Annotated in this window: 13 protein-coding genes and 1 pseudogene; all 14 read left to right on the top strand. The window is 41.7% G+C overall.

The features are described from left to right. Nucleotides 1-70 precede the first annotated feature (70 nt). The 14 genes and pseudogenes from HBA50_RS05220 to HBA50_RS05155 all read left to right on the top strand — a co-directional run bounded on the left by HBA50_RS05220 (nt 71) and on the right by HBA50_RS05155 (nt 13,709). Entirely contained in the window at nt 71-919 is an 849-nt protein-coding gene (locus tag HBA50_RS05220; protein WP_045497412.1) for a 3-hydroxybutyryl-CoA dehydrogenase, read from the top strand. An 18-nt stretch (nt 920-937) separates the two neighbouring features. Continuing rightward, the gene (locus HBA50_RS05215) at nt 938-2,116 is read left to right on the top strand and encodes an acetyl-CoA C-acetyltransferase (protein WP_045497409.1); all 1,179 of its coding nucleotides are present in this window, start codon (nt 938-940) and stop codon (nt 2,114-2,116) included. A gap of 283 nt (nt 2,117-2,399) precedes the next feature. After that, on the top strand, nt 2,400-3,179 hold the full coding sequence (locus HBA50_RS05210) for an enoyl-CoA hydratase/isomerase family protein (protein ID WP_005590351.1): 780 nt from the start codon (nt 2,400-2,402) through the stop codon (nt 3,177-3,179). Nucleotides 3,180-3,195: 16 nt separating this feature from the next. After that, nucleotides 3,196-3,921 (top strand): CoA transferase subunit A, encoded by a 726-nt coding sequence (locus HBA50_RS05205; protein WP_045497406.1) that lies wholly within the window; start codon nt 3,196-3,198, stop codon nt 3,919-3,921. Between the two features lies 1 nt (nt 3,922). Continuing rightward, complete coding sequence (locus HBA50_RS05200) at nt 3,923-4,576, top strand: 3-oxoacid CoA-transferase subunit B (protein WP_005590348.1); 654 nt, start codon at nt 3,923-3,925, stop codon at nt 4,574-4,576. Nucleotides 4,577-4,760: 184 nt separating this feature from the next. Then, on the top strand, nt 4,761-5,675 hold the full coding sequence (locus HBA50_RS05195; RefSeq protein ID WP_166492635.1) for a LysR family transcriptional regulator: 915 nt from the start codon (nt 4,761-4,763) through the stop codon (nt 5,673-5,675). A 12-nt stretch (nt 5,676-5,687) separates the two neighbouring features. Then, on the top strand, nt 5,688-6,800 hold the full coding sequence (locus HBA50_RS05190; protein WP_045497400.1) for an acyl-CoA dehydrogenase family protein: 1,113 nt from the start codon (nt 5,688-5,690) through the stop codon (nt 6,798-6,800). Nucleotides 6,801-6,803: 3 nt separating this feature from the next. Further along, nucleotides 6,804-7,718, top strand: coding sequence for an MBL fold metallo-hydrolase (locus tag HBA50_RS05185; RefSeq protein ID WP_045497398.1), 915 nt, complete (start codon nt 6,804-6,806; stop codon nt 7,716-7,718). Between the two features lie 105 nt (nt 7,719-7,823). Continuing rightward, complete coding sequence (gene ylqF, locus HBA50_RS05180) at nt 7,824-8,675, top strand: ribosome biogenesis GTPase YlqF (protein WP_045497395.1); 852 nt, start codon at nt 7,824-7,826, stop codon at nt 8,673-8,675. Further along, nucleotides 8,662-9,429, top strand: a complete 768-nt coding sequence (gene rnhB, locus HBA50_RS05175; RefSeq protein WP_045497392.1) for a ribonuclease HII — start codon at nt 8,662-8,664, stop codon at nt 9,427-9,429. The genes ylqF and rnhB overlap by 14 nt, the downstream gene beginning before the upstream one ends. A gap of 29 nt (nt 9,430-9,458) precedes the next feature. Beyond that, nucleotides 9,459-10,022: pseudogene (locus HBA50_RS05170) on the top strand (sugar O-acetyltransferase). Between the two features lie 104 nt (nt 10,023-10,126). Then, nucleotides 10,127-10,969 carry a DNA-processing protein DprA gene (gene dprA / locus HBA50_RS05165; protein ID WP_045497389.1) on the top strand — a complete coding sequence of 281 codons (843 nt, stop codon included), beginning with the start codon at nt 10,127-10,129 and terminating at the stop codon, nt 10,967-10,969. 84 nt (nt 10,970-11,053) lie between these two features. Then, entirely contained in the window at nt 11,054-13,147 is a 2,094-nt protein-coding gene (gene topA, locus HBA50_RS05160; protein WP_125381931.1) for a type I DNA topoisomerase, read from the top strand. 70 nt (nt 13,148-13,217) lie between these two features. After that, nucleotides 13,218-13,709 carry a hypothetical protein gene (locus tag HBA50_RS05155; protein WP_045497385.1) on the top strand — a complete coding sequence of 164 codons (492 nt, stop codon included), beginning with the start codon at nt 13,218-13,220 and terminating at the stop codon, nt 13,707-13,709. Nucleotides 13,710-13,733: the final 24 nt, after the last annotated feature.

Here is a 13,733-nt window from a genome sequence, read left to right as displayed (position 1 = left end):
GCATTTGCTAGTAATCGTTCCGATTCTTTCTTTTTGAAGTTTATATTTTGATAGTAAATAGGAGAAAAAAATGAGTATTTCAAAAGTGATGATTATCGGATCAGGTCAAATGGGAAGCGGTATTGCACAAGTCTTTGCTCAATCAGGTTTCACAGTTTATCTCAATGATATCAAGGAAGAGTTTGTTCAAAGAGGGCTGGATGGTATTACTAAGCAATTGTCTCGTTCTGTTGAAAAAGGTCGTTTGTCAGAAGAAGATAAAAACAGCATTTTGGCAAATCTGATTCCTTCTACTTCTTATGAAGATGCTAAACATGCTCAATTGGTTATTGAAGCGGCTACTGAAAATCGCGACATCAAATTGAGCATCTTTAAACAGTTGGATGAGTTGACTGACCCTCAAACTATTTTGGCTTCAAACACTTCATCTCTATCTATTACTGATATTGCAGCTGCGACAGTTCATCAAGAACGTGTTATTGGTATGCACTTTTTCAACCCAGCACCAGTTATGAAATTGGTTGAAGTTATTCGTGCGCTTCAAACGTCAGATGAAGTTGTAAAAGCTGTCCGTGAATTGACTGAAAAAATCGGTAAAACAGCTGTAGACGTGAAAGATTCTTATGGTTTTGTTGTGAACCGTGTCTTGATTCCAATGATCAATGAGGCTATTTTCATCTTAGGAGAAGGAATTGCTTCAGCGGAAGAAATTGACGAAGCAATGAAACTAGGTGCTAATCACCCAATTGGCCCATTGGCATTGGCTGACTTGATCGGTCTTGATGTCTGCTTGGCTATCATGGGAGTGTTAAACAATGGATTTGGAGATCCTAAGTATCGTCCTGCTCCACTTCTGAAGAAGATGGTTGAAGCTGGTAAGCTTGGTCGCAAGACTAAAGAAGGATTCTTTAAATACTAAGATAATAAGGAGCAAGAAATGAAAGAAGCAGTTATTGTAGCAGCAGTCCGCACACCTCTAGGTTCTTTTGGTGGAACTTTAAAAAATGTTTCGGCTGTTGATCTAGGTAGTTTAGTTATTAAAAGTGCTATTGAACGAGCAAATTTGAAACCAGAACAAGTTGATGAAGTTATCATGGGGAATGTTCTGGGGGCAGGACTTGGTCAAAACGTAGCTCGTCAAATGAGTGTTAACGCAGGTGTCCCAGTAGCTTCTCCAGCTTTCACTATTAACAAAGTTTGTGGCTCTGGTTTGAAAGCAGTTCAATTGGCGGCTCAAGCTGTATTGTGTGGAGATGCTGATATCGTTGTAGCTGGAGGGGCCGAAAACATGAGCCAAGCTCCTTATGTCCTTCCAAACCAACGTTGGGGCGCTCGTATGGGAGACTCTCAAGTAGTAGACACTATGCTTCGCGATGGCTTGACAGATGCCTTTGAATCCTTCCATATGGGAATTACAGCTGAAAACGTTGCTGAACAATATGGCATTACACGTGAAGACCAAGATAACTTTGCTGTGCAATCTCAAAAACGTGCAGTTGCAGCGATCGAAGCTGGTCGTTTCAAAGAAGAAATTGTTCCTGTTGAAATTCCACAACGTAAGGGTGATCCTATCGTATTTGATACAGATGAATTTCCAAGGAAAGATGCTTCTCTTGAAGGATTGGGAAAATTGCGTCCAGTGTTCAAGAAGGATGGTACCGTAACTGCTGGTAATGCTTCAGGTATCAACGACGGTGCAGCAGCAGTTGTTGTTATGAGTGCTGATAAGGCTAAAGAATTGGGCGTTCCAGTTTTGGCAACGATCAAATCTTACGCAAGCGCTGGATTAGATCCAAAAGTTATGGGTTGTGGTCCGATTTACGCATCTCGCAAAGCCCTTGAAAAGGGCGGATTTACAGTGGAAGATTTAGATTTGGTTGAATCCAATGAAGCATTTGCAGCGCAAGCATGTGCCGTTGGTAAAGAACTGAATCTTGATCCTGAAAAAGTCAATGTAAATGGTGGTGCGATTGCTCTTGGTCACCCAATCGGTGCTTCAGGCTGCCGTATTTTGGTAACACTTTTGCACGAAATGCAAAAACGTGATGTTAAACGTGGTCTTGCTACCCTTTGTATCGGTGGCGGTATGGGTACAGCGGTCATCGTAGAACGCTAAAACCTAGTTCATTTTTGAAGTTTTCCGTTTGCTTCTACTATATAAACAAGTCCTATTGATGAGCTGTTTTTTGAAAACAAGCCTTGATAGGGCTTGTTTTATTTTTTGAAAAATTAATTTGAATATCAAAACTATAAGTTTAGCTTATTGATGTATAAATGATGATTAAGTAGACGAAGTGTGAGAAATGGTATATCATAAGAATGTAAGCTCTTACATTTGTAGTTTAAGTATTTGTTGACACCATACTTAGTCATTCAATTTTATAAGTAGGAGCATAAAAATGAGTAAAACTGTTTTATTAGAAGTTAAAAATGGGATTGGATATATCACTATCAACCGTCCTGAAGCTTTGAACGCCTTGAGTTCTCAAGTTTTGGCTGATTTGAATGAAGTTCTTGATCAAGTTGAGAAAAGCGAAGAAATTCGCGTTGTCATCGTAACTGGAGCAGGAGAAAAAGCATTCGTCGCTGGAGCAGACATCAAGGAAATGGATTTGATGTCACCTATTCAAGCCTTTGAATACATGACATTTGCAAATGATACATTTACTCGCCTTTCAGATTTACGCCAACCAACGATTGCAGTCATCAATGGTTATGCACTCGGTGGTGGTATGGAGCTAGCACTTTCAACAGATATCCGTATTGGATTTGAAAAAACAGTGGTTGGCTTCCCAGAAGTTGGCTTGGGTATTATTCCAGGATTTGCTGGTACTCAACGGATGTCTCGCTTGATTGGAACTAGCCGTGCCAAAGAACTTATCTTCACTGCTCGTACAGTGAAAGGTCAAGAAGCCTATGACTTAGGTATTCTTAACAAACTGGTTCCTGCTGAAGAATTGTTGTCTTCAGCTGAAGAATTAGCCGCAGCCATCATGAAGAATGCACCGTTAGCTGTTGAAAAAGCAAAACATGTCATTCAAGTTGGTGCGGAACTTCCTCTTAAAAATGCAATCCGTCTGGAAACAGAAGCAGAAGCCTTGCTCTTCTCTACAGAAGACAAACTAGAAGGAATGCGTGCTTTTGTTGAAAAACGCAAAGCTGTTTTCAATCGTAAGTAAAAGAGGAGGTATCAGCATGAAATCAGTTGTATCATTATCAGACGCTATTTCTAAGGTCAAATCGGGTGATATCGTTGGAATTTCTGGATTCCTCGGTGTCGGTGAACCTTTTGAATTGATTGAAGAATTAGTAAAACAAAACCAGCAAGACTTGACTTTGGTATCGGTGGTAACATCTCATCCTGGTAAAGAAGTTGGGGTTGGACGACTTTGTGAAAATCACCAAGTAAAAAAATATATTGCAGCCCACATAGGAACATCTGCAGCAGCTCAACGTGAGTATTTTGAAAAGAAGATGGAAGTCGAATTTACACCGATGGGAACTGTTGTCGAGCGTCTCCATGCAGCTGGAGCTGGCTTAGGAGCTGTCTTGACCCCGACAGGAGTCGGAACAATCTTAGAAAAAGATTATGAAAAAGTAGAGCGTAATGGCCGTGAATACTTGGTCTATGATCCACTTAAAATTGATGTTGCCTTAATCAAAGCGACTAAAGCTGACAAATACGGCAACTTGTATATCGATGGCACTACGAAAAACATTTCCTTGCAATTAGCTCTCGCAGCAGATACTGTTATCGTTGAAGCGAATGAAATTGTTGAAGCTGGCGAAATTCATCCGAACGATATTTATATTCCGGGCATCCTTGTTGACTATGTCGTCCAAAGCTTGACTCCAGAAGAACACCATAAAATGATGGGTGATCTTTGGACAGAGACTAAAAAATTGGCGGGGGTGAACTAATATGAAAGCAAAAGAAATTATTGCAAGACGTGTTGCACAAGAATTTAAAGATGGAGATGTTGTCAATCTAGGATTTGGTATTCCAAACGCATCTGCTGACTATATTCCTGAGGGAGTAAACGTTATTCTTCAGGCTGAAAATGGAGCGCTTCGCTTTGGTGAAACACCAACGAAAGATACTTACAATCCAAACCTAGCAAACTCTGGTGGAGCGCCAATCACTCTCTTGCCTGGAGCAGCATTATTTGACTTACAGACTTCCTTCGCGATCATCCGTGGTGGACACGTTGATGCGACCGTGCTAGGAGCTTTGGAAGTCAGTCAAGATGGTAGTATTGCTAACTGGATTATTCCAGGGAAGTTTGCCCCAGGAATGGGTGGAGCGATGGACTTGTTGGTTGGAGCGAAGCGTGTTATCGGTGCAATCCAGCATACTACTGCCGATGGCCAATCTAAACTTCTGCCAGAGTGTACTTTGCCACTTTCTGCCAAAGGAGTTCTTGATTTAGTCATTACAGAGTTGGCTGTCTTTGGTTTCCAAGATGGTAAGTTCCTCTTGAAAGAGCTTGCTCCTGGTGTTACCCTAGAGGAAGTTCTTGAAAAGACAGCAGGAGAAGTAATTGTTTCAGAAGACTTGAAAACGATGTCAATCTAATAAGGTTAGTAAGCAATTAATCTCCTCTTTCTCTGAAAGTGTGTTACTATGTGTTTATAACAACTTGAGCGATGATTAGTTTTTAATCAGAATACTAGCAACTGGTCATCATGGTTTCGAGGGCCAGTTGCTGTTTTATTTATGGCAAATTACCTCGTGAAATTTGAAAGATGGGAGACGAAAAGTGGATATAATTCAAATGACTTACTTTATCAATATCGTCGAATGTGGATGCAATCTTTCTATCGCAGCTAAGAAAATTCATATCAGCCAGTCAGCCTTGAGTCAGTTTGTCACAAATTTTGAATCAACGGAAGGAATCCAGCTCTTCAATCGCAGAAATGGAAGATTAGAGAGTCTGACGGAAGCTGGTGGTAAGATTTACCGTTTTGCCACAGAGATTGTCAACCGGCATGAAGAGATGCAGTCAATGATTCATATGGAAGCTCTTAAACAAAAAGGTACCTTTAACTTGGGCATTCCGTCATTGATTTTACGTGTATATTTTTCTAGTATTTTACCAAAGTTTTTACAAGACAATCCGCAAGTCAACATTCAGGTTACTGAGGATGGAAGTAATGAATTACGTCAAAAGCTGGTTGCAGGGGATCTGAATTTTGCAGTACTAATCGAACCTACCAATCTGGATCCTAAAAAATATGAACAGTATATCATTCAAGTTGATGAATACGTGGCCTATATGGACAAGAATCATCCCTTGGCAAACAAAGAATTGTTGAAATGGAAAGATATCGCTCAGTACGGTTTAGCGACCTTTAATAAATCATTTACCACCTACGATTTAATCACTGAAAAATTAAAGAGTAAAAAGATAAAAGCAAATTTTGCCTATTTATCATCGACATGGGATTTCTTGATAGAGTCAACTTATCAAAACGATATGATTGCACTGTTACCTCGTCCTTTAGAGTATTTTGTCGATAAGAATAAATTCAAGGTTGTGCGCTTTAAGGACCCGGTGCCTTTCAATATTTGGTTCTGCCGGCCTTATAAAGCAAGCTACAATGAGGTAGAAGCATACGTATATGAAGAGCTTTTAAAAGGTTATTATCAGCCTCTTTCTGAGCCACATCCATAGGGGGGAGAATTGATGATGAAGTCCAGTACCAAAACAGCAGCATTGAGTTCATATGTAAATACAGCCATTAGAGACTACATGAAAAATCATGATGAGTCAGTCGACTTTCCTCAGGAGATTTGGGAAGTAATGACGACGGATTTGGATATTTTTTCACCGATTTTGTCAGAAGGCGATCAGGCTTTGGCTTCTGATTTTATCAGCTCTATTCGAATGATTTCGAATGAATTTCCAGCTCTTTCAACTATATTGCTGACCCAAGGTTGTTATGGTGTTTATCCTATTTTGAAGTTTGGTACGGGGCAACAGAAAGAGCGTTATCTGGACAAGTTGGTAAAGGGAACTTGTAAAGCAGGTCTTGGATTTTCTGAGTCTAAGCATCTAAATAGTTTGGCAGATTTGGAGACCTATGCGATTAAGACAGAGACAGGATGGCAACTTTCGGGAGAAAAGGCCAAAGTGTCAAATAGCAGCATTGCGGATATTCTCTTGGTATTAGCCAAAGTAAGGGAGGCTGGAAAGCCTGATTCCTACGGCTTCTTCATTGTGGAGACGAACGCTTCGGGTGTGCTCATTGGTGAGCAGATAGAAAAGCAAGGTTTACTAGGACTTCCACTAAGTTCTGTTACCTTAGATAATGTACACCTGTCGGAAACTGCCTTATTAGGCGGAGTCTTGGCTGGAAATGAGCAATTTAATGATATCATAAAGAATATGCAACTTGGCTTGAGTGCGGTTGCTTTAGGAGTTGCTGAAGGCGCTTTTAATAAGGGCCTTGAGTTTGCACGTGTAAAAAGAGGATTCGGTAAGCGACTGATGGATGTTGAGTTGCATCAGTACAAGTTTGCAGATCTATACAATAAAATTTGTGCTGCAGATGCTTATTTCTCATCCTATCCTAATCAAATAGAAGAAGATTCCAAGTTTGTTGCACGGATAAAGCTATATATGACTAAGGTAGCGCTAGAAGTTACAGATGAAATTCTCCGTCTGATCGGCCCTCTACAAAAATTTGATCATGTGAATATCAAACGCTATTTTAAAGATGCTGAAATTATTGAGAATTATGGACGGTCAGGAAATTCGATCAGAAAAGAAATCGCAGAAAGATGGTTAAAGGAGTAAAAGATGACAGAACTCAAATTACAAGAGTATCAGTTTGGAGAAATGAAGCTGACTTGGTTGCGTGGAGCGGATAAGCTCACAGATGCAGGCACCTTGTTTGGCCCGGTACCAAAGGTTGTTTGGTCGCGTTATTATCCAACAACAGAAGAAAATATGATGGCTGAACTGACGGACCCGATTTTGATTCAATACAAGGGGCAGAATTATTTAATTGATGCGAGTTTTGATACGGCTAAGCTTTCTGATAAACAACGTCGCAATCTCGGTATTCTTTCTGAGAGCCGTGTTGAAGAAAGCTTGGCACTTTTGGGATTAAAAACAGAAGATATTTCCCATATTTTAATGACGCACATGCACCATGATCACTCTGGCGGTTTGACTAGACTAGATGAGAACAATCAGCTTGTTTCAAAATTCCCAAATGCAAAGATTTTTGTAAATGAGATGGAATGGTACGAAATGCGAAATCCCAATAGTCGGACAAGGGGAACTTATCTGAAGGAAAATTGGGAGCCAATCCAGGATCAGGTTGAAACTTTTACTGAATATCTGAACGTCATTCCAGAAATTCAAATGGTTCATACAGGCGGTCACAGTAATGGTCACAGCATCATCTTACTCAAACAGGGCGAGGAAACCATGATTCATATGGCTGATTTGGTGTTGACACATGCCCATCGGAAACCTCTATGGGTTGCTGCGGTAGATGATTATCCGATGCGCTCAATTGTTGCCAAAGACAAATGGCTCAAAGAAGCTTTTGAAAACCACTATAAATTTTTCTTTTACCACGATCAATTTTTCGCAGTTGCTGAGTTTGATCAGACTGGCGAGGAGTTTGTTGATTATGTGACTAGGATTCGTGAACCACGAGTTCCATTCACGGATAAACAGGATCGCAAACCGTCATTTTTATAAGAATAGAGAATCGCTTCTGTCAGTTTGAGGGAGCGATTTTACTATTTTATTCTCTATTTTTTTGGTATAATGAGATACTAGAAGATTGTAAGAAAGAGGTTTTTAATGGCAACGATTCAATGGTTTCCAGGGCACATGTCCAAGGCTCGGAGACAGGTTCAAGAAAGTATTAAATTTGTAGATTTTGTGACGATTTTGGTGGATGCGAGATTGCCCTTGTCCAGTCAAAATCCCATGTTGACCAAAATTGTTGGGGACAAGCCTAAGTTGTTGATTTTAAATAAGGCCGACTTAGCGGATCCAAACTTAACCAAGGAATGGCAGGCCTATTTTGAAAGTCAGGGAATCAAAACCTTGGCTATTAACTCTAAGGAACAATCTGCAGTTAAAAAAGTGACCGAAGCGGCTAAGAAATTAATGGCTGATAAGCTCGCTCGCCAGCGGGAAAGAGGAATTCAAATCGAGACTCTGCGGACCATGATTATCGGGATTCCCAATGCTGGAAAGTCAACGCTTATGAACCGACTGGCTGGTAAGAAAATCGCGATAGTCGGCAATAAACCAGGGGTCACCAAAGGTCAGCAGTGGCTCAAGTCCAATAAGGATTTGGAAATTCTAGACACACCGGGGATTCTTTGGCCAAAATTTGAAGATGAAATGGTGGCTTTGAAACTCGCTTTGACGGGCGCTATCAAGGATAATTTGCTACCCATGGATGAGGTCACGATTTTCGGACTCAATTATTTCAAAGAGCATTATCCTAAGGCACTGCAGGAGCGCTTTAAGCAGCTGGATTTAGAGCTGGAAGCGCCAGACATGATTATGGATATGACCCAGAAATTGGGCTTTAGAGAGGACTATGATCGCTTTTACAGTCTCTTTGTCAAGGAAGTGCGTGATGGGCGCTTAGGTCGCTATACACTGGATACGTTGGAGGAATTGGATGGCCACGATTAAGGAAATCCAAGAGCAGTTGGCTCAAGTATCTGACTTGCAGGATCCGCTTTTTCAAGCTTTAAAGCAGGATGAGCGGAGCGGTGTTCAAAAGCTATTACTCAAGCGCCAAAAAGAAATCCAATCAGAGCTAGATGAAGACTTACGCCTAGAGTACATGCTGCTCTATGAAAAAGAACTCTATAGTCAAGGATTTCAGGCGATTGCTGGCATTGATGAGGTCGGACGAGGTCCCTTAGCTGGTCCAGTAGTCGCGGCAGCAGTCATTCTGCCTCCTAACTGCAAAATAAAAGGGCTGAATGACAGTAAAAAGATTCCTAAGAAAAAGCATGAGGAAATTTATCAAGCAGTCCTAGATCAGGCTTTAGCCGTTGGATTAGGCATTATGGACAATCAAACGATTGACCGAGTCAATATCTATGAAGCGACTAAGCTAGCTATGACAGAAGCGGTAGCTCAGCTCAAGATAAAGCCGGATTACCTTTTGATTGACGCGATGAAGTTAGACTTGCCCTTGCCCCAGCAGTCCATTATCAAGGGTGATGCTAATTCTCTATCCATCGCTGCGGCTTCTATCGTAGCAAAGGTGACGAGGGACAAGATGATGGCGGAATTTGATCAGATTTATCCAGGCTATGACTTTGCCCAAAATGCCGGCTATGGCACCAAGCTACATCTGGAAGGACTGGACAAATACGGTGTCACACCGATTCACCGCAGAAGCTTTGAACCGATCAAATCCATGACAAATTTATAAGAAATCCTAATCGTTATGGGGAGACAAGTATGACTAGCGAATACCAAAAAATGATTGCAGGAGAGAACTACAGCCCTCAGGATCCTGAATTGAGAGCATTGGCTGCTCGCTCGAGAGAGTTTCAGTATCGTTTTAACTAAGAACGAGATATTGAAAAACGCAGCTCTATCGCCAAGGAGTGGTTCGGCAGTACAGGGGAGAATCTGTGGTTGCATCCAGATTTGGTCTGTGATTATGGAGTAAACATTCACTTGGGGGAGAATTTTTATTCCAACTGGAATTTGACCATGCTGGATGTCTGTCCTATTACCATTGGAAAGAATGCCATGCTGGGGCCCAATTGCCAGTTTTTGACACCGCTGCATCCGCTTGATCCAGTGGAACGAAATTCCGGTATTGAATACGGGGCGCCTATTAAGATTGGTGACAATTTCTGGGCTGGTGGCGGCGTAACCATTCTACCGGGCGTGACGCTAGGAGATAATGTCGTAGTTGGAGCTGGTGCAGTGGTGACTAAATCATTCGGCGATAATGTTGTCTTAGCCGGCAATCCTGCTAAGATTATTAAGGAAATTCCTGTTCATGAAGAATAGAAGAACTCAACCATTTTCTCAATAATTAATCGATAAGAAACAAGGAACTGTATTGCAGTTCTTTTTTTGAACTTTTTTACGAATAAGAAAGTGAGGTGATAAAAATGAATAATTTTGAAATTTATAAAATGAAAAAAGCTGGCTTAACCAATCAACAGGTCTTAAATATCTTGAGATATGCAGAAAATAAAGAGGGAGAGCTATCTTTGCGAGACAAGGCCGTCGTCTCTGAGTGTCGCAATCCCGCACTCTTTATGGAAAAATACAAGCGACTTGATTTACCAGCCTTGAAAGAAGAATTTGAACGTTTTCCGTCCTTTTCAATCTTGGATGATGTGTATCCTTGGGATCTATGCGAGATTTACGATGCACCGACTTTGCTATTTTATCAAGGAAATCTAAACTTGCTAGAAATGCCCAAGATAGCGGTTGTTGGCAGTAGAGACAGCAGTAAGCAGGGCAATGCTGCTGTGCAGAAAATCATTAAGGAGTTGAATAATGAGCTGGTTATCGTCAGCGGTTTGGCTCGTGGGATTGATACCGTGGCCCACATGGCTGCCCTGCAAAATGGTGGCCAAACTATTGCTGTCATTGGGACGGGACTAGATGTCTTCTATCCCAAGGCTAATCAAAAACTGCAGGTTTATATTGGCAAAAATCATTTATTGATGACAGAGTATGGTCCAGGTGAGCAACCCTTGAAATTCCATTTTCCAGAGCGAAATCGCATCATCGCTGGTCTTTGCCGAGGAGTCATTGTGGCGGAAGCCAAGATGCGCTCAGGCAGCCTGATTACTTGTGAGCGAGCCATGGAAGAAGGGCGGGATGTCTTTGCTATTCCGGGGTCAATTTTAGATGGAAAATCTGACGGTTGTCATCATTTGATTCAAGAGGGCGCAAAGTGCATTACATCAGGCTCTGACGTCCTATCTGAGTTCCAATTCTAAAACAAGTTTTCCTATAGAGAATGTTGTGAGTTGACATCTATCAAAAAATAGTTTACACTCTATGAGATTTATTTCTTATAGAAGGTGTCTAATTTGGTAACAAAAACAAAGAAAAAGTCTACGACCAAGAAAAATCTTGTCATCGTAGAGTCGCCTGCCAAGGCAAAAACAATAGAAAAATATCTGGGACGAAACTACAAGGTCCTGGCTAGTGTCGGGCATATTCGTGACCTGAAAAAGTCCACTATGTCCATTGATTTTGAGAACAACTATGAGCCGCAATACATTAATATTCGTGGTAAGGGGCCTTTGATTAATGACTTAAAAAAGGAAGCAAAGAAAGCCAAGCAAGTCTTTCTGGCAAGTGACCCGGACCGCGAAGGAGAAGCTATTTCTTGGCATCTGGCCCACATTCTTAATCTGGATGAGAAAGAAAAAAACCGCGTCGTCTTCAATGAAATCACCAAGGATGCGGTCAAGAATGCTTTTAAAGAGCCACGTCAGATTGATATGGATTTGGTCAATGCTCAGCAAGCCCGTCGGGTTCTGGACCGCTTGGTTGGTTACTCCATTTCCCCTATTCTTTGGAAGAAAGTCAAAAAAGGACTATCAGCTGGTCGGGTGCAGTCCGTTGCTCTCAAGCTGATTATCGACCGTGAAAATGAAATCAACGCCTTCAAACCGGAAGAATACTGGACAATTGACGGTACCTTCAAGAAAGGGACTCGTCAGTTTCAAGCCAGCTTCTATGGCATGAATGGCAAGAAGATGAAGCTGACCAACAACGAGGATGTCAAAGAAGTCTTGTCTCATCTTAAGGGAGATGACTTTACGGTCGACAGTGTTGAAAAGAAAGAGCGTCGACGCAATGCTCCACTGCCCTACACGACTTCCTCTATGCAGCAGGATGCTGCTAATAAGATTAATTTCCGGACTCGTAAGACCATGATGGTAGCTCAGCAGCTCTATGAGGGCATTAATATCGGTTCTGGCGTGCAAGGTCTGATTACGTATATGCGTACCGACTCGACTCGGATCAGCCCAGTAGCGCAGAATGAAGCGGCTAGCTTTATTACTGATAAATTTGGTGCTAAATATTCTAAACATGGCAGTAAGGTGAAAAATGCTTCGGGTGCCCAAGATGCCCACGAGGCCATTCGTCCTTCCAGTGTTTTCAATACACCAGAAAGCATTGCAAAATATCTGGATAAGGATCAGCTTAAGCTATATACGCTAATCTGGAATCGCTTTGTAGCCAGCCAAATGACAGCAGCGGTCTTTGACACCATGAATGTCAAATTAGAGCAAAACGGTGTCCAATTTGCAGCTAACGGCAGTCAGGTCAAGTTTGATGGATATCTGGCTATCTATAATGACTCTGACAAGAATAAAATGCTGCCAGACATGGAAAAGGGTGATACCGTCAAACGTGTCAATACCAATCCAGAACAGCACTTTACCCAGCCGCCAGCTCGTTATTCTGAAGCGACTCTCATCAAAACTTTGGAAGAAAATGGCGTTGGTCGTCCGTCTACCTATGCACCGACCATTGAAACCATTCAGAAACGCTACTATGTCAAATTGGTTTCCAAGCGCTTTGAACCGACAGAATTGGGTGAAATAGTTAATGCGCTGATTGTCGAATTCTTCCCAGGCATCGTAAATGTGAAATTTACAGCCGAAATGGAAGCAAAACTGGATGATGTAGAAGTTGGAAAAGAACAGTGGCAGAAGGTTATTGATGAGTTTTACAAGCCTTTTGAAAAGGAAGTGGCTAAAGCTGAATCCGAGATGGAAAAAATCCAAATCAAGGATGAGCCAGCCGGTTTTGACTGTGAAGTCTGTGGCAGTCCAATGGTCATCAAGTTGGGAAGATTTGGCAAGTTCTATGCCTGCAGCAATTTCCCAGACTGTCGTCACACTCAGGCCATTGTCAAGGAAATTGGCGTGACCTGCCCACAGTGTCAGAAAGGGCAAGTTATCGAGCGTAAGACTAAGCGAAATCGCATTTTCTATGGCTGTGATCGTTATCCAGACTGTGATTTCACATCTTGGGACAAGCCTGTTGGGCGTAACTGTCCAAAATGTGACCATTATCTAGTTGAAAAGAAAGTCCGTGGTGGCGGCAAGCAAGTGGTCTGCAGTAATGGCGACTATCAAGAAGAAAAAGTGAAATAATTAGCTTAGTAATCTTTTTGCATAATTTATATTATGTAAAAAGATTTTTTTATAAAAGGTAGGTACCTTTATGACAGATAAATTTGCAGAATTTCTAAAAATCGCGTCTCAACTGAACAAGATGGGACTCGTTCCATTGCTAATGGGCTCTTTGGGGCTGGAACAGGTTACTGGTCAGGACTGGCAGGCGCGTGATATCGACATTCATGTTCATGGTGATGAGCGTGGCTGGGAAGCGCCAGATGAAGAGCGGATTTATGATATGGACAAGATTGGGCCCATGATGGAGCGCTTGGGGTATCGTTTGGTCGATCTGCACGAGCACGAATTTCAAAAAGAAGACTTGTCTGTTGAATTCGGGGTCATGGAAACCTTGGAGGCATTTTCAGGTGTACCAATAGCGGAGCTGTCTCGAAAAGAAGTTGAAGGTGTTAAGTTTCTACTGCCAACTGCAGAGCAATTTTTAGCTATCTACCGCGCCTCTTCCCAAGATTCTTATCGAAATGATAATAACAATCATAAGGATTTTGCTAAGATTGCTTATTTAGAAAAAATGACATAATAATGGACAGACGGGAATCCTCCT

This window comes from Streptococcus cristatus ATCC 51100, from assembly GCF_011612585.1.
Classification (GTDB): domain Bacteria; phylum Bacillota; class Bacilli; order Lactobacillales; family Streptococcaceae; genus Streptococcus; species Streptococcus cristatus_H.
The sequence above is the reverse complement of the archived record's forward strand: the minus strand, read 5'-3'. Positions and strand labels throughout refer to the sequence as shown.

Bases quoted from the DNA above. Each gene is read 5' to 3' on its own strand.
- HBA50_RS05220 (WP_045497412.1), top strand. From the start codon at position 71: ATGAGTATTTCAAAAGTGATGATTATCGGATCAGGTCAAATGGGAAGC.
- dprA (WP_045497389.1), top strand. From the start codon at position 10,127: ATGAATAATTTTGAAATTTATAAAATGAAAAAAGCTGGCTTAACCAAT.
- HBA50_RS05215 (WP_045497409.1), top strand. From the start codon at position 938: ATGAAAGAAGCAGTTATTGTAGCAGCAGTCCGCACACCTCTAGGTTCT.
- ylqF (WP_045497395.1), top strand. From the start codon at position 7,824: ATGGCAACGATTCAATGGTTTCCAGGGCACATGTCCAAGGCTCGGAGA.
- HBA50_RS05205 (WP_045497406.1), top strand. From the start codon at position 3,196: ATGAAATCAGTTGTATCATTATCAGACGCTATTTCTAAGGTCAAATCG.
- HBA50_RS05155 (WP_045497385.1), top strand. From the start codon at position 13,218: ATGACAGATAAATTTGCAGAATTTCTAAAAATCGCGTCTCAACTGAAC.
- HBA50_RS05185 (WP_045497398.1), top strand. From the start codon at position 6,804: ATGACAGAACTCAAATTACAAGAGTATCAGTTTGGAGAAATGAAGCTG.
- HBA50_RS05210 (WP_005590351.1), top strand. From the start codon at position 2,400: ATGAGTAAAACTGTTTTATTAGAAGTTAAAAATGGGATTGGATATATC.
- rnhB (WP_045497392.1), top strand. From the start codon at position 8,662: ATGGCCACGATTAAGGAAATCCAAGAGCAGTTGGCTCAAGTATCTGAC.
- HBA50_RS05200 (WP_005590348.1), top strand. From the start codon at position 3,923: ATGAAAGCAAAAGAAATTATTGCAAGACGTGTTGCACAAGAATTTAAA.
- HBA50_RS05190 (WP_045497400.1), top strand. From the start codon at position 5,688: ATGATGAAGTCCAGTACCAAAACAGCAGCATTGAGTTCATATGTAAAT.